The 18,304-nt window shown below is 64.3% G+C and carries 17 protein-coding genes; 10 read left to right on the top strand and 7 right to left on the bottom strand.

Features of this window, described 5'->3' with window-relative positions:
• Positions 1–141 precede the first annotated feature (141 nt).
• Both ACK56M_RS17445 and cobF read left to right on the top strand, forming a co-directional pair.
• Complete coding sequence (locus tag ACK56M_RS17445) at positions 142–1,431, top strand: OprD family porin (RefSeq protein WP_015270809.1); 1,290 nt, start codon at positions 142–144, stop codon at positions 1,429–1,431.
• A gap of 67 nt (positions 1,432–1,498) precedes the next feature.
• Positions 1,499–2,248 carry a precorrin-6A synthase (deacetylating) gene (cobF, locus tag ACK56M_RS17440; protein WP_191472507.1) on the top strand — a complete coding sequence of 250 codons (750 nt, stop codon included), beginning with the start codon at positions 1,499–1,501 and terminating at the stop codon, positions 2,246–2,248.
• Between the two features lie 121 nt (positions 2,249–2,369).
• Here cobF and ACK56M_RS17435 read toward each other — a convergent pair whose 3' ends face one another.
• Positions 2,370–2,720, bottom strand: coding sequence for a response regulator (locus tag ACK56M_RS17435; protein ID WP_015270807.1), 351 nt, complete (start codon positions 2,718–2,720; stop codon positions 2,370–2,372).
• A gap of 246 nt (positions 2,721–2,966) precedes the next feature.
• Here ACK56M_RS17435 and ACK56M_RS17430 point away from each other — a divergent pair, with 246 nt between their 5' ends.
• From ACK56M_RS17430 to ACK56M_RS17410, 5 genes are read left to right on the top strand one after another with little or no spacing between them, the layout of a single operon-like run.
• Positions 2,967–6,434: a response regulator gene (locus ACK56M_RS17430; RefSeq protein ID WP_217190157.1), complete on the top strand. Its 3,468-nt coding sequence runs from the start codon at positions 2,967–2,969 to the stop codon at positions 6,432–6,434.
• Entirely contained in the window at positions 6,431–7,252 is an 822-nt protein-coding gene (locus tag ACK56M_RS17425) for a CheR family methyltransferase (protein WP_003259474.1), read from the top strand. The genes ACK56M_RS17430 and ACK56M_RS17425 overlap by 4 nt, the downstream gene beginning before the upstream one ends.
• Positions 7,249–7,824, top strand: coding sequence for a chemotaxis protein CheB (locus tag ACK56M_RS17420; RefSeq protein ID WP_013973112.1), 576 nt, complete (start codon positions 7,249–7,251; stop codon positions 7,822–7,824). The genes ACK56M_RS17425 and ACK56M_RS17420 overlap by 4 nt, the downstream gene beginning before the upstream one ends.
• Entirely contained in the window at positions 7,818–9,044 is a 1,227-nt protein-coding gene (locus ACK56M_RS17415; RefSeq protein ID WP_015270804.1) for a hybrid sensor histidine kinase/response regulator, read from the top strand. Before ACK56M_RS17420 ends, ACK56M_RS17415 begins: the two co-directional genes overlap by 7 nt.
• A 44-nt stretch (positions 9,045–9,088) precedes the next feature.
• Positions 9,089–9,466, top strand: a complete 378-nt coding sequence (locus ACK56M_RS17410; RefSeq protein ID WP_085591025.1) for a response regulator — start codon at positions 9,089–9,091, stop codon at positions 9,464–9,466.
• A gap of 311 nt (positions 9,467–9,777) precedes the next feature.
• Here ACK56M_RS17410 and ACK56M_RS17405 read toward each other — a convergent pair whose 3' ends face one another.
• From ACK56M_RS17405 to ACK56M_RS17395, 3 genes are read right to left on the bottom strand one after another with little or no spacing between them, the layout of a single operon-like run.
• On the bottom strand, positions 9,778–10,359 hold the full coding sequence (locus ACK56M_RS17405) for a TetR/AcrR family transcriptional regulator (protein WP_100414183.1): 582 nt from the start codon (positions 10,357–10,359) through the stop codon (positions 9,778–9,780).
• Between the two features lie 12 nt (positions 10,360–10,371).
• On the bottom strand, positions 10,372–11,220 hold the full coding sequence (locus ACK56M_RS17400; protein WP_085720596.1) for a 3-hydroxybutyryl-CoA dehydrogenase: 849 nt from the start codon (positions 11,218–11,220) through the stop codon (positions 10,372–10,374).
• A gap of 13 nt (positions 11,221–11,233) precedes the next feature.
• Positions 11,234–12,418: an acetyl-CoA C-acyltransferase family protein gene (locus ACK56M_RS17395; RefSeq protein ID WP_309668712.1), complete on the bottom strand. Its 1,185-nt coding sequence runs from the start codon at positions 12,416–12,418 to the stop codon at positions 11,234–11,236.
• 168 nt (positions 12,419–12,586) lie between these two features.
• Between ACK56M_RS17395 and ACK56M_RS17390 the strand changes: the two genes are divergently transcribed.
• Positions 12,587–13,597 carry an AraC family transcriptional regulator gene (locus ACK56M_RS17390; protein WP_253139586.1) on the top strand — a complete coding sequence of 337 codons (1,011 nt, stop codon included), beginning with the start codon at positions 12,587–12,589 and terminating at the stop codon, positions 13,595–13,597.
• A 130-nt stretch (positions 13,598–13,727) separates the two neighbouring features.
• On the opposite strand, the gene ACK56M_RS17385 is transcribed toward ACK56M_RS17390, so the two are convergent.
• Positions 13,728–14,165, bottom strand: coding sequence for a carboxymuconolactone decarboxylase family protein (locus tag ACK56M_RS17385; RefSeq protein WP_015270800.1), 438 nt, complete (start codon positions 14,163–14,165; stop codon positions 13,728–13,730).
• A gap of 197 nt (positions 14,166–14,362) precedes the next feature.
• Here ACK56M_RS17385 and ACK56M_RS17380 point away from each other — a divergent pair, with 197 nt between their 5' ends.
• Both ACK56M_RS17380 and ACK56M_RS17375 read left to right on the top strand, forming a co-directional pair.
• Positions 14,363–14,821 carry a nucleoside deaminase gene (locus tag ACK56M_RS17380; protein WP_085720598.1) on the top strand — a complete coding sequence of 153 codons (459 nt, stop codon included), beginning with the start codon at positions 14,363–14,365 and terminating at the stop codon, positions 14,819–14,821.
• Positions 14,818–16,014, top strand: coding sequence for a CynX/NimT family MFS transporter (locus ACK56M_RS17375; RefSeq protein ID WP_043935700.1), 1,197 nt, complete (start codon positions 14,818–14,820; stop codon positions 16,012–16,014). The genes ACK56M_RS17380 and ACK56M_RS17375 overlap by 4 nt, the downstream gene beginning before the upstream one ends.
• Here ACK56M_RS17375 and ACK56M_RS17370 read toward each other — a convergent pair.
• The gene (locus tag ACK56M_RS17370; protein ID WP_100414185.1) at positions 16,007–17,440 is read right to left on the bottom strand and encodes a PLP-dependent aminotransferase family protein; all 1,434 of its coding nucleotides are present in this window, start codon (positions 17,438–17,440) and stop codon (positions 16,007–16,009) included. The two genes, ACK56M_RS17375 and ACK56M_RS17370, sit on opposite strands and share 8 nt — an antisense overlap.
• Positions 17,441–17,833: 393 nt before the next feature.
• A complete protein-coding gene (locus tag ACK56M_RS17365; RefSeq protein ID WP_015270796.1) occupies positions 17,834–18,172 on the bottom strand; it encodes a hypothetical protein in 339 nt (112 codons plus the stop codon).
• Between the last annotated feature and the right edge of the window lie 132 nt (positions 18,173–18,304).

The raw sequence follows: 18,304 nt of genomic DNA, 5'->3' as shown, positions 1-18,304 counted from the left end.
GACCATGGTCCAATGGCCCGTGCCAGAGCCTTCGCGCGATAATTTCAGATGATGGCCGGCTATTGTTCGGCCCCCTCGCAGTACCGTGGCCAGCACGTGCCACAGGTTGTTTACTCGCCTTGATTCTGGATGTTTTCTCCCATGTTTGCCCCTTTCCCCCTCGCCCCCGGGCGTCGTGTTGCCGGCTTGTTCCTGTTGTGTGCCGGCGTCAATGCCCAGGCCGCCGGTTTTCTTGAAGACAGCAGTGCAAAGGTCGAAGCACGCAATGTCTATTTCAACCGGGATTTTCGTGACGGCCACAGCAGTTCCAGCCAGGGTGCGTCCAAACGCGAAGAATGGGCACAAGGTTTCATCCTCAATGTGCAGTCGGGTTATACCCAGGGCCCGGTAGGTTTTGGCGTGGATGCGCTGGGCATGTTCGGCTTCAAACTTGACTCCAGCCCGGCGGACAGTAACAGCGGCCTGTTGCCGTCTTCCGGTCACGACCCGCGCCACTCGGCCGACCAGTACGCGAAGATGGGCCTGGCGGCCAAGGTCAAGGTTTCCAGTACCGTGCTTAAATACGGTTCGATGATGCCGGATGTACCGCTGCTCAAGTACAACGATGGCCGCCTGCTGCCGACCATGTTCCATGGCGCCATGCTCACTTCCGAAGAAGTGCGCGACCTGAAGTTCACCCTGGCCCGCCTGGACAAGTACACCGCACGGGATTCCACCGACCGCCAGGACATTCGCGTGCATTGCAAGAACAAGCGCTATGCCTGCGATATCGAGGCTGATCACTTTGACCTGGCTGGTGTCGATTACCGTTTCAACGAACGCTTCAGCGCCCAGTACCAGGTGGCCAAGCTGGAGAACATCTACCGCCAGCACTTCCTCGGCCTGGTGGCCAGCCAGCCATTGGCGGTGGGCAGCCTGTCGGCAGACCTGCGCTTGATCAAGAGTGATGACATCGGCAATGCCCGCGCCGGCGAAATCGACCATCGCGCGTTCAGCGGCATGCTCGGCTACAGCCTGGGTGGCCACAAGCTCAGTGCCGGTTGGCAGCGCATGTATGGCGACAGTGCCATGCCATACCTGGATGGCACCAACCCGTACCTGGTCAACTATGCCCAGGTCAACGACTTCGCCGCCGCCCAGGAGCGTTCCTGGCAGGTGCGTTATGACTATGACTTCAAGGCCCTGGGCGTGCCTGGCCTGACCTTCTTCACCCGTTACATCAACGGTGACAATATCAAGGTGCCGGGCAGTACGGCCGAAGGCAAAGAATGGGAACGCGACACCGAGTTCAAGTACCAGGTGCAAAGTGGCACGTTCAAGGACGTAAGCGTGCGCCTGCGTAATTCCACTTACCGCAGCAATTATGAAAAATGGGCGCGTGACATGGACGAGACACGAGTCATCGTCAGCTACAACTTCTCCATCTTCTGACGGGGCGCTTTGCCAAATACCGGCAGCCACCTGACAATGGCTGCTGGTTCCCGCAAAGGGCAGGGCAATGAAAGACCTGTTGTTGATCGGCATCGGCCCGGGTGACCCGCGCCAGGTCACCTACGAGGCGGTCGATGCACTGCGCCAGACCAGTGTGTTCTTCGTGCTCGACAAAGGCGGCGACAAGGACGAACTGCTGCGCCTGCGCAAGGCCATCCTGCAACGCTACCGGCCCGAGGGCGGCTATCGCCTGGTGCAGGTGGCCGACCCTGAACGCGACGGCCACGCGGAAGACTACCTGGGCGCGGTGCAGGACTGGCACCGGCAGCGTGCGGCGCTGTATGCCCAACTGATCGAACAGGAGATAGGCGACGGTGAAACCGGCGCCTTTCTGCTGTGGGGCGAGCCGACGCTGTACGACAGCACCCTGCGCATCCTTGGCCTGGTCCGCGAGCGTGGTGTGGCGCTGCGCCTGCAGGTCATTCCGGGCATCAGCAGCGTGCAGGCGTTGGCAGCGCGCCATCAGGTGCCGCTCAACCGCATCGGTGAGCCGTTGACCGTATTGCCAGGGCGGCGCCTGGCCGGGCAGGGGCAGATCGACAATGTGCTGGTGATGCTCGACGGGCAGTGCGCGTTTGCCCGGCTCGATGATCCGGCGTTGATGATCTACTGGGGCGCGTACCTGGGGACTGCGGATGAGGTGCTGATTGCCGGGCCGTTGCAAACGGTGAAGGCACAGATACTGGAGGTGCGTGAGCGGGAGCGGGCGCGCAAGGGGTGGATCATGGATAGCTACCTGTTGCGCAGGGAGCTGTAGTCAGCTACAGCCTGTGCCAGCCTCTTCGCGGGCTCGCCCGCTCCCACAGGTATTCCACTGCACTCAAACTTGTGCTGACCCTGTGGGAGCGGGCAAGCCCGCGAACCAGGCGACACCGATTTCAAGGGTTACCCAGAATGGCCTGTACCTTGTCGCGCAACTGGTCGATGCTGAACGGCTTGCCGATCAGGTGCATGCCCTCCGGTACATTGACGTTCTCGGCATAACCACTGGCGAACAGCACCGGCAACAGCGGCCGCAGCTCGCGCGCCTTGCCGGCCAGCTCTTCGCCACCCATGTCTGGCAACCCCACGTCGGTCAGCATCAGCGCCAACTCCTGGCCCGGGTCCTCGATAATGCGCAGCGCCGCGCCGGCACTGTCCGCCTCGATGACCGTGTAGCCCAGTTCGTCGAGCACTTCGACCATCAGCATGCGTACGATGTCGTCGTCTTCGACTACCAGAAGGTGCATGGTTCGGATCCTGTGCTAATGAATGTCTTTAATCTGTGCTCCAGATGGCAGCAGAAGTTCCCGAGGATACCGGGCACTGCAATCAGATGGAACGTTTGGCGCACGCTGCCTTCAAATACTGGCTAAATGCCCTGCCAGACCCGGCAAAGCTGGTTAGACTCGCTTAACAGGACGGCGCAGTGGCAGATAATGACAACGACAGATCCGCCACACCTTTCAATGGACTTTTAGCTCGGGCGTTTTCACATGATTCAAGCAGCCTCGATGGACCAGCGAAGCTTCCGCAAGCTGTTGAGCCGCAACGTCGGCCTACCCCTGGGGGTTGGCCTGCTGGGGGCCGTGGCCTTCGTTGCGGTGATCAACTACCTGCTTTCGGCCTTGCAGTGGGTCGAGCACACCGACCGCGTAATCGGCAATGCCAACGAAGCGGTCAAACTGTCGATCGACATGGAAACCGGCATGCGTGGCTTCCTGATCACCGGCGATGAGCGTTTCCTCGACCCCTACGAGGTGGCCAAGCCGCGCATTTTCGGCAGCCTGCAGAGCCTGCGCGGCATGGTCGAGGACAACCCGCAACAGGTCGAACGCATCGACCGGCTGATCGCCCTGCAGCAAGCGTGGAACACCTTCGGCAGCGAGATGATCAACTTGCGCCGCAGCCAGGGTGATTACCGCGCCTTGATCGGCAACGGCCGCGGCAAGCGCCTGACCGACGAGATCCGCAAGGAGTTCGACAACCTCATCGGCAGCGAACAACAATTGCGCATGGCGCGCAACGAGCGGGTCAACAGTGTGACCGTCACGGTCATGTCGTCCTTCGTGCTGTTCATCGTCGGCCTCAGCGCCTTGCTGGCCTACCTCGGGCGGCGCGACCTGCTGACGCTGTCCGCTACCTATGACGAAAACTTCCAGGCCCAGCAGCGCGCCGCCGAACGCCTGGAGCATCAGGCCTGGCTGCGCAACGGGCAGACGCAACTGTCCGAACAGGTGCTTGGCCAGCTGACCCTGCCCATGCTCGGTGACAACATCCTGCGTTTCTTCGCCAGCTACCTGGGCAGCGTGGTAGGTGCGTTGTACGTGCGTGACGAACATGGCCGCCTGGTGCGTGTTGCCAGCTATGGCCTGGATGCCGAGGAGCAGGCGCGCGAGCAGGTACTGGGTGACCACGAGGGGCTGCTGGCCCAGGCCGTGCGCGAAGCGAGGCTGCTGCGTCTGGACGACTTGCCTGAAGACTATTTCCACCTCAGTTCCGGCCTTGGCAGGGGCCTGCCGCGCAGTGCCATGCTGATGCCCTCCAGCGACGACGGGCAGATCAACGGCGTGCTGGAGCTGGGCTTCCTGCGGCCGTTGCAGGAGCGTGACGAAGAGATGCTGCAGCGGGTCCGTGGCAACGTCGGTATTTCCATCGAAAGCGCCCGTTACCGGCAGCGCCTGCAGGAGGTGCTGGCCGAAACCCAGCAACTGAACGAAGAGCTGCAAGTGCAGCAGGAAGAACTTAAAACCGCCAACGAAGAGCTCGAAGAGCAATCCCGCGTGCTCAAGGAGTCCCAGGCCCACCTGGAAACCCAGCAGGCGGAGCTTGAGCAGACCAACGAGCAGCTGTCGGAGCGCACCGAGGCGCTGGACCGCAAGAACGACGAACTGCTCCAGGCCCAGGACGAGCTGCAGGCGCGCGCCGAGGAACTGCAGCGTTCGAGCAAGTACAAGTCCGAATTCCTCGCCAACATGTCCCACGAGTTGCGCACGCCGCTGAACAGCTCGCTGATCCTGGCCAAGCTGCTGGCGGAAAACGGCGAGGGCAACCTCAGCGACGAGCAGGTCAAGTTCGCCGAATCCATCTATTCGGCCGGCAACGACCTGCTCAACCTGATCAACGACATTCTCGACATCGCCAAGGTGGAAGCAGGCAAGCTCGAAGTGCGCCCCGAAAGCACCCAGTTGGAACGCCTGGTCGAAGGCCTGCGTGGCATGTTCGAGCCGTTGGCCGGGCACAAGGGCCTGGCCTTCGAGGTGACCACCGAGGCGCAGGTGCCGGCCACGCTGTTCACCGACCGCCAGCGCCTGGAGCAGATTCTCAAGAACCTGCTGTCCAACGCCATCAAGTTCACCGAGCGCGGCCAGGTCAGCCTGAACATCGGTTACCAGCCTGGCACCGGCATCGTCTTTGCCGTGCGCGATACCGGCATCGGCATCGCCGCCGACCAGCAGCAGGCGATCTTCGGCGCATTCCACCAGGTGGATGGCACCAGCAACCGCCGTTATGGCGGCACAGGCCTGGGCCTGTCGATTTCCCGCGACCTGGCGCACCTGCTGGGTGGGCAGATCAGCGTCGACAGCAGCCCCGGCCAGGGCAGTGTATTCAGCCTGATCCTGCCGGAGCGCTATGAGCGCGTGGCGCAGGATATCGAGCCGCTCAGCCTGCGCCCTGCGGTCGATAGCCTGCCACCCGCGCAGCAGGCACCAGTGGTGGCAGCACCGAAACGCCCGACACCAGTGTTTGCCGATGACCGTGAGCGCGCGCCGTTCGGCAACCGCTGCATCCTGGTGATCGAAGACGAACCGAACTTCGCCCGCATCCTCTTCGACCTGGCCCACGAGCTGGGTTACAGCTGCCTGGTGGCGCAGGGCGCCGACGAGGGCTTCGAACTGGCCGTGCAGTACATCCCCGATGCCATCCTGCTGGACATGCGCCTGCCCGACCATTCCGGCCTGACCGTGCTGCAACGCCTGAAGGAGCAAGCGAGCACCCGGCACATCCCGGTGCATATCATTTCCGTTGAGGACCGCGTCGAGGCCGCCATGCACATGGGTGCCGTCGGCTACGCGGTCAAGCCCACCAGCCGTGAACAACTCAAGGAAGTTTTCGCCCGGCTGGAGGCCAAGCTGACCCAGAAGCTCAAGCACATCCTGCTGGTGGAAGACGACGACCTGCAGCGCGAGAGCATTGCCCGCCTGATCGGCGACGACGATGTCGAGATCACCGCTGTGGCCTTGGCCCAGGATGCCCTGGCGTTGCTGCGCGAGAATATCTACGACTGCATGATCATCGACCTCAAGCTGCCGGACATGCTCGGCAACGAGTTGCTCAAGCGCATGACCGCCGAAGACATCCGTGCCTTCCCGCCGGTGATCGTGTATACCGGGCGCAACCTTACCCGCGAAGAAGAAGCCGACCTGCTCAAGTATTCGCGCTCGATCATCATCAAGGGCGCCCGCTCGCCGGAGCGCCTGCTCGACGAAGTGACGCTGTTCCTGCACAAGGTCGAGTCGCAGCTGTCCAACGAACGCCAGCGCATGCTCAAGACCGCGCGCAGCCGCGACAAGGTTTTCGAAGGCCGCAAGGTGCTGCTGGTGGACGACGACGTGCGCAACATCTTTGCCCTGACCAGCGCGCTGGAGCACAAGGGCGCGATCGTCGAAATCGGCCGCAACGGCCGCGAGGCCATCGAGCGCCTGGAGCAGCATGACGACATCGACCTGGTGTTGATGGATGTGATGATGCCGGAAATGGACGGCTTCGAGGCTACCCGGCTGATCCGCCAGCAACCACGCTGGCGCAAGCTGCCGATCATTGCCGTGACCGCCAAGGCGATGAAGGATGACCAGCAGCGTTGCCTGCAGGCTGGCGCCAACGATTACCTGGCCAAACCGATCGACCTGGACCGCTTGTTCTCGCTGATCCGTGTGTGGCTGCCACAACTGGAGCGAATTTGACTAGCGAACGTAACACCGATATCGAAATCCGCTTGCTGATCGAGGCCATCTACCTCAAGTACAGCTACGATTTCCGCAACTATTCCGGCGCGTCGATCAAACGCCGGATCCTGCATGCGCTGCGCCAGTTCGACTGCCTGACGGTGTCGGCGCTGCAGGAGCGCGTGCTGCACGACCCTGGCATGTTCATGCAGTTGCTGCAGTACCTGACGATCCCGGTCAGCGAGATGTTCCGCGACCCGGGGCACTACCTGGCGCTGCGCAACGAAGTGGTGCCGCTGCTGCGCACCTGGCCGTCGATCAAGGTGTGGATTGCCGGCTGCAGCACGGGCGAGGAGGTGTATTCAATGGCCATCCTGCTACGCGAGGAGGGCCTGCTGGAGCGCACCATCATCTATGCCACCGACATCAACCCGCATTCGCTGGACAAGGCCAAGCAGGGTATCTACTCGATGCAGAGCATGCGCGAGTACGCCGAAAACTATCGCATCGCCGGTGGCCGACGGGACTTTGCCGAGTACTACACGGCAGCCTACGGTAACGCCATCATGGACAGCACCCTGCGGGACAACGTGACTTTCGCCGACCACAGCCTGGCCACCGACAGCGTGTTTTCCGAAACCCAGCTGGTGTCGTGCCGCAACGTGCTCATCTACTTCAACAAGGAACTGCAGGACCGCGCCCTGGGCCTGTTCCACGAGTCCCTGTGCCACCGCGGCTTCCTGGTGCTGGGCAGCAAGGAATCGGTGGATTTTTCCGCCTACAGCGAGCGCTTCGAACCGCTGGTCAAGCCCGAACGGATCTACCGCAAGTCATGAAAGGCGTACGCGCGATGGTGATCGGCGCCTCGGCCGGCGGCGTTACAGCGCTGTTCAGTGTGCTGGGCGCGTTGCCGGCCGGCTTCGCCATTCCGGTAATTTGCGTGCTGCACCTGCCGGATGACCGCCACAGCCAGCTGGCCGAGGTGCTGCAACGTCGCCTGCGGCGGCCAGTGTGCGAGGCCTGTGACAAACAGCCGCTGCGCCCCGGGCAGATCTACGTGGCCGGGCCAGGTTATCACCTGTCGGTGGAGCGTGACCTGACCCTGTCGCTGAGCCAGGAGCCGCCGGTGCATTTTTCCCGGCCGGCGATCGACTACCTGTTCATGTCGGCGGCCGATGCCTATGGTGCCGGCCTGCTGGGCATGTTGCTCACCGGGGCCAACGAGGATGGCGCAGAAGGCCTTGCCTATATCAAGCGCAACGGGGGCCGGACCGTGGTCCAGGACCCTTGCGACGCACAAGTGGCGTTGATGCCGGAGGCCGCACTGGCCCTGCACCAGCCCGACCATATTCTTTCTCTGAGTGGCATCGAGCGATTGCTCGCCGCCCTGGAACCCAGCGCATGCTAAGCCACACCATCGCCAAACTGCTGATCGTCGACGACCTGCCAGAAAACCTGCTGGCCCTCGACGCCCTGCTCCAGGGCCAAGACCGCGAGGTGCACCAGGCCCAGTCGGCCGAGGCAGCGTTGTCACTGTTGCTCGAGCACGAGTTCGCCCTGGCCATTCTCGACGTGCAGATGCCGGGCATGAACGGTTTCGAGCTGGCCGAGCTGATGCGCGGCACGGAAAAGACCCGCAACATCCCCATCGTGTTCGTCACTGCCGCCGGGCGCGAGATGAACTACGCGTTCAAAGGCTATGAAAGCGGCGCGGTGGACTTTCTGCACAAGCCGCTCGACACCTTGGCGGTGAAGAGCAAGGTGTCGGTGTTCGTCGACCTGTACCGCCAGCGCAAGGTGCTCGACCGCCAATTGCAGGCCCTGGAACGCAGCCGCCAGGAGCAGGAGCTGCTGCTGGCCCAGCTGCAGACGGCGCGGGGTGAACTGGAGCATGCCGTGCGCATGCGCGATGACTTCATGTCGATCGTGTCCCACGAGGTGCGCACCCCGCTCAATGGCCTGATCCTGGAAACCCAGCTGCGCAAGCTGCACCTGGCACGCGGCAACCTTGCCGCCTTCAGCGTCGACAAGCTGCAGGCCATGGTCGAGCGCGACGAGCGGCAGATCAACAGCCTTATCCGCCTGGTCGAAGACATGCTCGATGTATCGCGCATCCGCACCGGCAAACTGTCGCTGCGGCCCAAGGCGTTCGACCTGGGCCTGCTGGTGCGCGGCCTGGTGGAGAACTTTGCTGCCCAGGCCAGCGCACTGGACACCCATATCGAATTGCAACGCTGCGAGCCGCTGCTGGGCGAGTGGGACGAGTTTCGCATCGAGCAGGTGCTGGCCAACCTGTTGTCCAATGCCTTGCGTTATGGTGAGCGCAAACCGGTACAGGTGCGGGTGTTCGAGCAGGACGGCCAGGCCTGCGTGCAGGTGCAGGACCATGGCATAGGCATCTGCGTGGCCAACCAGCAGCGCATATTCCAGCAGTTCGAGCGGGTCGCCACCCAGCAGGCCAGTGGTGGGTTGGGCCTGGGGCTGTACATATCGGAGCAGATCGTCCAGGCCCATGGCGGGCGCATATTGGTGGAGAGTGAAGAGGGCAAAGGCGCCACCTTCACCTTGCAATTGCCACTGGCAACCTGCGAACAACAAAACGACCAGGCAAGGGCAACCTCTGCGTGAGCCTGGGGTCTGATGGCCAGTTGTAAGTATTTCAAGGCGTTGACATGAGTGAAGATGCACAAGATGTAGTACTGGTGGTCGAGGACGAACCGGCGATTCGCATGATCCTGCGTGATTACCTGGCAGGCGAGGGCTACCACGTGCTGGTGGCCGAGGATGGCGAGCAGGCGTTCGCGATCCTGGCGAGCAAGCCGCACCTCGACCTGATGGTGACGGACTTCCGCTTGCCGGGCGGGATTTCCGGGGTGGACATTGCCGAGCCGGCGGTGAAGTTGCGGCCGGACCTGAAGGTGATCTTCATCAGCGGCTACCCGGCGGAGATTCTCGAGTCCGGCAGCCCGATCACCCGCAAGGCACCGATCCTGGCCAAGCCGTTCGACCTGGATACCTTGCACGAGCAGATCCAGTTCCTGTTGCGTTAAAGCTGATGGCCCTATCGCCGGCAAGCCAGCTCCCACAGGTACACCACAGGTCTTCAGGCTTGTGGTGTACCTGTGGGAGATTACCCAGCCCTTTTGGGCTGCGCTGTCGCGCAGAGAACAAATATCGCTCGTCTGACGCGGCCTTTGTAGGAGCAGCCTTGTGCTGCGAAGAGGCCGGTACAAGCAACAGACAGGCTTTGTCAGTACCGGCCTCTTCGCAGCACAAGGCTGCTCCTACAGAACCTCGCCGAACCAATGAGTCATGTGTTGTTCTATGAGAGCTGGCTTGCCGGCGATAGGGCCGGAGCAGGCTAGCGCAGGGTCCGCTCCAGCCCACCCACCAGCATGCTTTCCATCAACCCCAGCCCCTGTTCTTCGGGCAAGGCCTTCAACAGCCCCGGCAACTGGTTCAGGAGTGTCGCCACCACATGCGCCGTGGCCATCAAGGCCTCCCCCTGCACCTTCGCCTGCGGTGCGATCAACCTCAGCAACCCCGCCTCATAGCGCTTGCGCAACAAGGCCAGGCGCGCCTGCTGGTCGTCGCTCAGGCAACAGAAATCACGCTCCGCCAGGCGAAACTGCATGGGCCGCTCGGCATGCAGCTGCCAGTGCGCGGCAATCAGGCAGCTCAGCGCCGACGCCCCGCGAGCCATTGCCCGGCGCCCCTGGTCCAGGGTGGCCTGCAATTCCTCGTACAACTCCTCGATCAGGTCGTACAGCAGGTCCTGCTTGCTGGGGAAGTGGTGATATAGCGAGCCTGCGGTAAGCCCCACATGGGCCGCCAGCTCGCGCATGCTGACCTGGCCGAAGCCCTTTTCGGCAAACAGCGCCATGGCCCGGTCACGTCGCTCTTCAAAGTTGGCACAGCGCATCGCGGCATTGACCGGGGGCATGGCGTTCGCTCCTCAGTAGGTGAAGAAACCGCGGCCGCTCTTGCGCCCCAGCCAACCGGCCGCGACCATTTCCTTGAGCAACGGGGCAGGGCGGTACTTGCTGTCATTGAAGCCTTCATGGAAGGCCTCCATGATTGCCAGCAGGGTGTCCAGGCCGATCAGGTCGGCCAGGGCCAGCGGGCCGATCGGTTGGTTGCAGCCCAGGCGCATGCCGGTGTCGATGTCCTCGGCACTGGCCAGGCCTTCCTGGCGCACGAAGATCGCTTCGTTGATCATCGGCACCAGGATGCGGTTGACCACGAACCCTGGGCGGTTGCCGGCGGTGATCGGGGTCTTGCCGACCTTTTCGGTCACCACCAGCGCCTGGGCGTAGGTGCTGTCGCTGGTCTGCAGGCCGCGAATGATCTCGACCAGCGCCATCATCGGCACCGGGTTGAAGAAATGCACGCCGATGAAGCGTTCGGGGTGCTCGATGCCGGCCGCCAGCTGGGTGACCGACAGCGACGAGGTGTTGGTGGCGATCAGGCAGTCGGCGGCGACGTTGGCGGCCACCTGCTGCAGGATGCGCTGCTTGAGCTGCAGGTTCTCGGTGGCGGCTTCGATCACCATTTGCGCGCTGCTGAGCTGGGTGTAGTCGGTGCTGGTGCGAATGCGGGTGCGGGCAGCTGCCGCCTTGTCGGCGTCGAGGGTACCCTTGGCGACCTGGCGCTCGAGGTTCTTGCTCAAGGTGGCCACGCCGCGCTCCAGCGCAGCGTCGGAAACGTCCACCAGCAGCACCTGGTAGCCGGCCACCGCGCACACCTGGGCAATGCCGTTGCCCATGGTGCCTGCGCCGATCACGGCAATCTGTTCAATGCTCATGTGTCAGGCTCCGTCAGACGCGCTCGAAGACCAAGGCGATGCCTTGGCCACCACCGATGCACATGGTGGCCAGGGCATAGCGGCCCTGGATGCGCTGCAGCTCATGGATGGCCTTGGTGGCGATGATCGCGCCGGTGGCGCCCACCGGGTGACCCAGGGAAATGCCCGAACCGTTGGGGTTGACCTTTTCCGGGTCGAAGCCCAGTTCGCGAGCGACGGCGCAAGCCTGGGCAGCGAAGGCTTCGTTGGACTCGATCACGTCCAGGTCCTGCACACTCAGGCTGGTCTTCTCCAGCACCTTGCGGGTGGCCGGGATCGGGCCAAGGCCCATCAGTTCAGGCTCGACGCCGGCATGGGCATAGCCCACCAGGCGGGCCAGGGGCTTCAGGCCCAGGCGGCGCACCGCATCACCAGTGGCCAGTACCAGGCCGCCAGCGCCGTCGTTGATGCCACTGGCGTTGCCGGCGGTAACGGTACCGTCTTTCTTGAACACCGCCTTCATCCCTGCCAGTTGCTCGGCGGTCACCTCGCCACGCACATGCTCGTCAGTGCTGAACTGAACGCTGCCCTTGCGGGTTTTCAGTTCCAGCGGAACGATCTGGCTGGCGAAGCGGCCTTCGGCAATGGCGCGAGCGGCGCGGCGCTGGCTGGTCAGGGCCAGTTCATCCTGCATTTCGCGGGTAATGCCGTGCTTGGCCGCAACGTTCTCGGCGGTGATGCCCATATGGAAGTGTTCGAACGGGTCCTGCAGCACGCCGACGGTGTAGTCGATGCCTTGCAGGTCACCCATGCGAGCGCCCCAGCGTGCCTGCGGCAGCAGGTACGGGCCACGGCTCATGGATTCGGCGCCCGCCGCCACGGCCACGTCGGTGTCGCCGAGCAGCAGGCATTGGGCTGCCGAGACGATGGCCTGCAGGCCCGAGCCGCACAGGCGGTTGACGTTGAATGCCGGGGTTTCCTTGGGGATGCCGGCGTTCATTGCTGCTACGCGGGCCAGGTAGGCGTCACGCGGTTCGGTGGGGATCACCGTGCCCATCACCAGGTGGCCGACTTGCTCGGCGGCCACGCCCGAGCGCTCGATGGCGGCGCGGGTGATGGCGCTGGCCAGGTCGGCCAGCGGCAGGTCCTTGAGGGAACCGCCAAAGCCACCAATGGCTGAACGGACGGCACTGACGACGTAGATTTCTGCGCTGCTCATAGGGGCTCCGATTGCGAAGGCATGGCGGGACCGGGCCAGGCTCTGCGAGAATGGCCGACGATCCCGGAGTGGGACCGAGTCTAGGCAAAGGCTCTGTTGCAGCCTATGCCGGAACTGTTCAGACAACCTGGCACTTTTTGCCACTCAGCATAGACAGCGAAAACCGCCATGCGCGATAGCGATTCGGTCGCCGTGTACTTCCTCAATGCCATGCTCCATGCCCTGCGCGACTGCCCCGCCGAACGCGATGCGCAGCTGCGTGCGGTGGGCATCGACCCACAACTGCTCGAGCAGCCCCAGGCGCGCGTACCGGCCAAGGCCTTCGCCCAGCTGTGGCTGGCGCTGATCCAGCGCCTGGACGATGAGTTCTTCCGCCTCGACAGCCACGGCATGCCGCCGGGCAGTTTCGCCCTGATCTGCCGGGGCCTGATCCTGGAGCCGAACCTGGAGAAGGCCTTGCGCCAGTGCATGGGCGGTTTTGGCCTGTTCCTGCGCGATCTGCGCGGCAGCCTGACGGTGCGTGGCGGGCGGGCGCTGATCAGCGTGCAGTCGAGCATCGCCGACCCGCTGACCCGGGTATATGCCGAGGAAACCTACCTGGTGCTGATGATCGGCATGCTGTGCTGGCTGGCCGGGCGGCGGATCGCCATCGACCGCACCGAGCTGGCGGTGTCGCGCCCGGCCCAGGAAGACGACCTGCTGCTGTGGGGGCCGGACCTGCGCCTGGGCAGCGGGCGCACCGAGGTGGAGTTCGACAGCGCCTACCTGCGCCTGCCGGTGGTGCAGGACCTGGCGGCCCTGAAAACCTTCCTGCGCAGTGCGCCGCAGGGGCTGGTGATTCGCTTTCGCAACCAGAACGGGCTGGTGGCCGAAGTGTACCGGCACCTGCGGGCGCGGCGTTATGGGCAGTGGCCGACGCTGGCGGCGCTGGCGCAGCAGCAGGGGGTCAGTGCCAGTACTTTCCGTCGGCAGCTGGAGCGGGAAGGGCGTTCGTACCAGCAGATCAAGGATGAGGTGCGTCGGGCAATGGCCTTCGAGCGGTTGCGCGAAGGGGAGTTGAGCATTGCCGAGATTGCCGAGCAGACCGGGTTCCAGGAGCCCAGTGCGTTTCACCGGGCGTTCAAGAAGTGGACCGGGCAGAGCCCCGGGAGCTACCGGGCGCGGGTGGCCGGGCGGTAGTGTTCACCTGCACCGGCCCTTTCGCGGGCTTGCCCGCTCCCACAGGTGCAGCACAGCTTTCAGGCCCTGTGCGATCCCTGTGGGAGCGGGCAAGCCCGCGAAGAGGCCGGTACAGGCTACCGCTCAATGATCAGGCCGGCACCATGGCAAACCCGACCCCGAAGCGGTTCCAGGCATTGATGGCGGCAATTGCCAGGGTCAGGTTGGCCACCTCGGCCGGCTCGAAGTGTTCCTGCAAGGCTTCATATTCCGCCTGCGGCGCGCCATGCTCGGGCAGCCTGGTCAGGCTCTCCACCCAGGCCAGCGCAGCACGTTCGCGCGGGGTGAAGTAGGCGGTTTCCTGCCAGACGCACAAGGTCTGCAGGCGTGCCTCGGTCTCACCGGCCTTGCGCGCATCGTTGGCGTGCAGGTTGACGCAGTAGGCGCAGCCGTTGATCTGCGAAGCCCGCAGGCGCACCAGTTCCAGCAGGGAATTCTCCAGGCCGCTCTTGGCCAGGGCCTGCTCCAGGCCGACCATGGCTTTGTAGGCCTCGGGGGCGTGCTTGGCCCATTCGATACGGTTGTGCATGGCTGTCTCCAAAGGGTGTGGGGGGGGATGGCGCTACTGTAGCGCCGCACGTTGGCCTCCCCGATAGCCAATCACGCGCATAAGCGGGAGGCCAATCGGCCATTTGGGAGGCCACTGACAGGCATCCAATCTCTTCATTTCTGCCAGGCCGCCGAAGCCCGGATAATGATCAGGTCTTGCAACAGGGGAACCGATTCATGTCCGAAGAACGCTACATGCGCGAAGCGCTCGACCTGGCCCGCGCCAACATTCAGGCCGGTGGCCGGCCCTTCGGCGCCGTGCTGGTGTACCAGGGGCAGGTGCTGGCGCGTGCGGTCAACGAGATCCACAGCACCCAGGACCCGACCGCCCACGCCGAGATGCAGGCCATCCGCAAGGCCAGCCATGCCCTGGGTCAGGCACGCCTGGACGGCGCCGAAGTCTACGCCAGCGGCCACCCATGCCCGATGTGCCTGGCGGCCATGCACCTGTGCGGCATCGAGCGGGCCTGGTTTGCCTACGACAACGCCGAGGGCGAACCCTACGGCTTGTCCACCGCGGCGGTATACGCGCAGATGGCTCGCCCGCCCCAGCAACAGAGCCTGCCGCTGCGCGCCCTGAAGCCCAGCGGCGAAGCCGGTCTTTACCTTGAGTGGAAACAGGCCAACGCACAATGAGAGCGGCATTGAACCTGCTGCTGGTCATCCTGCTGGCACTGAACCTGCGGCCGATCCTGACCAGCATCGGCCCGTTGCTCGAACCCATGCGCGCAAGTACTGGCCTGGGTTACCAGCAGGCGGCCTTGCTGACGGCGTTGCCGGTGCTGTGCATGGGCCTGGTGCCCTTGCTGCAACCCTGGTTGCGGCGCTGGATCAGCGAACATGGCGGCATGCTCGCTGGCCTGTCTGCCATCGCCCTGGCCTGCCTGTGGCGCCTGCAACTGGGCAGCGCCTGGGCGCTGATTGCCAGTGCGGTGGTCGCCGGCCTGGGGGTGGCGGTAGTGCAGGGCATGATGCCGGGGCTGGTCAACCGCTGGTTTCCCGGCCGCCTGGCGGGGGCGATGGGCCTGTATTCGGCAGCGCTGATGAGCGGCGGCGGCCTGGCCGCCGTGCTTGGGCCGCACATCAGTGGCTACTTCGGCCATTGGCAGGTCGGCCTGGGCGTGTGGGCGATCCCGGCTGTGCTGGCGGTGCTGGCCTGGGCCGTGCTGCGGCCGCGCCAGGAGGCGCCGAAACTGGCCGGTGCCGCCGGCGGTCATTGGTTCGGTACGCGTCGGGCCTGGTTGCTGGCGCTGTACTTTGGCTTGATCAACGGTGGCTACACCAGCATGGTGGCCTGGTTGCCGGCCTATCACATCGAGCATGGTGGCAGCGCCCAGGGCGGTGCCGACCTGGTTGGCCTGATGACCATCTTTCAGGTGGCCGGTGCATTGGGCTTGCCGCTGTTGCTGCGGCGCTGGGCAGACCGACGCCCGGGCCTGTGGCTGGCCTTGGCGATCCAGCTGGTGGGTTTTCTCGGCCTGCTGCTGGCACCCACGCTGGCCTCGGGGCTGTGGGTGGCGATGATCGGTTTCGGCCTGGGCGCCTGCTTCAGCCAGAGCCTGACGCTGACCCTGGAGCACCTGAAGACGCCTGCCGAGGCTGGCAGCCTGGCGGCGTTCGTGCAGGGCATCGGCTTCATCATCACCGGCATCGTGCCTTACGTCACCGGCTGGTTGCGCGACATGAGCGGTGATTTCCAGGCCTCGTGGACGCTGCTGACCGTGACCGTGGTGGCGATGCTGCTGGTTACCACGTGGTTCAACCCTCGCGGTTATGCCGCGGCGATTGCCCGCCCGGTAGTGGCGGGCAAGGCCGCGCCGGTCAACTGAGGCGCTGCAGGGTGTCGCGCACCCGGTCCAGCGCCGGGTCGATGTCCAGCAGCTCGATGGCGCCGAAGCCCAGCAACAGCCCCGGGCGCACTGGCGCTTCGCTGAAGAACGGCGCGAGCGAATACAGGCCGACCTCCACCTTGCGTGCGAGGTTGGCCAGCAGCTCGACATCGACCCCAGGTTTGGCCAGGGCGCTGAGGTGGAACCCGGCGCTGGCGGGGATGGCGCTGAACCACGGTGCCAAGTCGCCGCCCAGCCGCGCGAGGATGCGTTCGCGACGGGCGCTGTAGACCTCGTGGCAACGGCGGATGTGCTTGTTCAGGTGGCCTTCGCCGAGAAAGCGCGCCAGTGCCCACTGCAACAGGGTCGGGCTGTGCCAGTCGCTGAGGTGCTTGGCCACGCAGGCCGCCTTCAGCACGTCGGGCGGCAGCACGGCGTAGCCCAGGCGCAACTCGGGCAGCAAGGTCTTGGAAAAGGTCCCCACATAGGCCACCAGGCCATGGCGGTCGAGGCGCTGCAGAGCGTCGGCGGCTGGGCCGTGGTAGCGGAACTCGCAGTCGTAGTCGTCTTCGATGATCAACGCACCCAGCTCGGCGGCCCGTGCCAGCAGGGCGTGCCGGCGTGGCTCGCTCATCGGCATGCCCAGCGGGAACTGGTGCGAGGGCGTCACATAGATCAGCCGGGTGCCGTCGGCGATCTGCTCCACGCACAGGCCTTCATTGTCCACCGGTACCGATTGCAGGCGCGCACCCAGGGCCAGGAACAGTTGCCGCGCTGGCGGGTAGCCCGGGTCTTCCATGGCTACCTGGCAACCCGGCTCGACCAGCACCCGTGCGATCAGGTCCAGTGCCTGCTGGGCGCCGTTGCACACCAGCAGGTCAGCGGCGCTGCAGTGCACGCCGCGGGCATAGGCGACATGATGGGCAATGGCCTCGCGCAGCTCCGGCAGGCCCTGGGCAGGGAACTGCCGCTCGGGATGGCGCTGGCTGCGGCGCAGGGCATAGTTCAGGCAACTGCGCCACTGGTCGAACGGAAACTGCGCCTTGCTCGAGGCCCCGCCGATGAAGTCGTAACGCGACGGAGCCTCCAGCTGGCGTCGGCTCAGCACGGTGGCGCGCTGCTGCCAGCGCTCGAGCGACGCGGCACCAGCCAGGGGAGTGGCGGGCGATTCGCTGCTGCGCAGCGGCTGGCGCGGGGTGACGAAGGTGCCCCGGCCGACCACGCCGCTCAGCAGGTTGTCATAGGTCAGCCGGGAATAGGCCTCGGCCACGGTCTTGCGCGACACGCCCAGCTGCTCTGCCAGCAGGCGGCTTGGCGGCAGTTGGGTGCCGGCGGCCAGGTGGCCGCTGTCGATGCCGGCACGCAATTGCTGGTAAAGCTGGTCGGCCAGGCCTTTGCGGCCTTCCAGGCGAATGTGCAGTTCCATGGAGCGGTCCGGAGCGGGGAAGTGCTCAGGATAGCGGATTGGTCGGGGAAGGGCATGGGGCCGCTTTGCGGCCCATCGCCGGCAAGCCAGCTCTCATAGAACAACACATGACTCATTGGTTCGGCGAGGTTCTGTAGGAGCAGCCTTGTGCTGCGAAGAGGCCGGGGCTGACAAAGCCTGTCTATTGGCTGTACCGGCCTCTTCGCAGCACAAGGCTGCTCCTACACAGGCCGCGTCAAACGAGCGATATTTGTTCTCTGCGCGAAAGCGCAGCCCAAAGGGCTGGGCAATCTCCCACAGGAACTGCACAATGCTTGAGGTCGGTGCAGTCGAGGTGGGAGCTGGCTTGCCGGCGATGGGCCGCAATGCGGCCCCCAGGCAAGCGGTAGGTAATCAGAAGCGTGCCGTACTCACCGTGATGTAGCCCTTGTCTGCCAGCGCGATACGTATCACCGTCTCGTCCGCCGGCGCCTTGCGGTTGCGCTTGATGCGAACGCCTTCCACCGCCGCCGCTTTCATATGCTCGGAGATGGCCCGCCCGTTCGGGTCGAAGAACAACTCGCTGGCCAGCAACTCGATACGCTCGATCAGTTGGCGGGAGCGTTCATCGGTAGCGCAGAAGAACATCACCCCCGACAGGTGCGGGTCGTCATCGGGGTTGTTCATGTCATGGGCCAGCAGTTCGCGCAGGGTGCTGCGCAATTCGGCAGTGGGGCGGGCGTACAGGTGCATGCGGAACCTCCTCTGGATCGCTACCTTGCGTCATCCAGTGCCGATCATGTTTTCAGAGGGCAGAGGCAACAAGTAGGACGCTTCCGAGCGCCGAATAGGAAACTTCTGAAAGTGCCGAAATACCACTTGTTT

Source organism: Pseudomonas sp. s4 (genome assembly GCF_046764235.1).
GTDB classification, from domain to species: Bacteria; Pseudomonadota; Gammaproteobacteria; order Pseudomonadales; family Pseudomonadaceae; genus Aquipseudomonas; species Aquipseudomonas asiatica.
The sequence above is the reverse complement of the archived record's forward strand: the minus strand, read 5'-3'. Positions and strand labels throughout refer to the sequence as shown.

Bases quoted from the DNA above. Each gene is read 5' to 3' on its own strand.
- ACK56M_RS17365 (WP_015270796.1), bottom strand. From the start codon at position 18,172: ATGCACCTGTACGCCCGCCCCACTGCCGAATTGCGCAGCACCCTGCGC.
- ACK56M_RS17375 (WP_043935700.1), top strand. From the start codon at position 14,818: ATGAGAGCGGCATTGAACCTGCTGCTGGTCATCCTGCTGGCACTGAAC.
- ACK56M_RS17430 (WP_217190157.1), top strand. From the start codon at position 2,967: ATGATTCAAGCAGCCTCGATGGACCAGCGAAGCTTCCGCAAGCTGTTG.
- ACK56M_RS17400 (WP_085720596.1), bottom strand. From the start codon at position 11,220: ATGAGCATTGAACAGATTGCCGTGATCGGCGCAGGCACCATGGGCAAC.
- ACK56M_RS17370 (WP_100414185.1), bottom strand. From the start codon at position 17,440: ATGGAACTGCACATTCGCCTGGAAGGCCGCAAAGGCCTGGCCGACCAG.
- ACK56M_RS17405 (WP_100414183.1), bottom strand. From the start codon at position 10,359: ATGCCCCCGGTCAATGCCGCGATGCGCTGTGCCAACTTTGAAGAGCGA.
- ACK56M_RS17385 (WP_015270800.1), bottom strand. From the start codon at position 14,165: ATGCACAACCGTATCGAATGGGCCAAGCACGCCCCCGAGGCCTACAAA.
- ACK56M_RS17410 (WP_085591025.1), top strand. From the start codon at position 9,089: ATGAGTGAAGATGCACAAGATGTAGTACTGGTGGTCGAGGACGAACCG.
- ACK56M_RS17415 (WP_015270804.1), top strand. From the start codon at position 7,818: ATGCTAAGCCACACCATCGCCAAACTGCTGATCGTCGACGACCTGCCA.
- ACK56M_RS17395 (WP_309668712.1), bottom strand. From the start codon at position 12,418: ATGAGCAGCGCAGAAATCTACGTCGTCAGTGCCGTCCGTTCAGCCATT.
- ACK56M_RS17420 (WP_013973112.1), top strand. From the start codon at position 7,249: ATGAAAGGCGTACGCGCGATGGTGATCGGCGCCTCGGCCGGCGGCGTT.
- cobF (WP_191472507.1), top strand. From the start codon at position 1,499: ATGAAAGACCTGTTGTTGATCGGCATCGGCCCGGGTGACCCGCGCCAG.
- ACK56M_RS17390 (WP_253139586.1), top strand. From the start codon at position 12,587: ATGCGCGATAGCGATTCGGTCGCCGTGTACTTCCTCAATGCCATGCTC.
- ACK56M_RS17435 (WP_015270807.1), bottom strand. From the start codon at position 2,720: ATGCACCTTCTGGTAGTCGAAGACGACGACATCGTACGCATGCTGATG.
- ACK56M_RS17380 (WP_085720598.1), top strand. From the start codon at position 14,363: ATGTCCGAAGAACGCTACATGCGCGAAGCGCTCGACCTGGCCCGCGCC.
- ACK56M_RS17445 (WP_015270809.1), top strand. From the start codon at position 142: ATGTTTGCCCCTTTCCCCCTCGCCCCCGGGCGTCGTGTTGCCGGCTTG.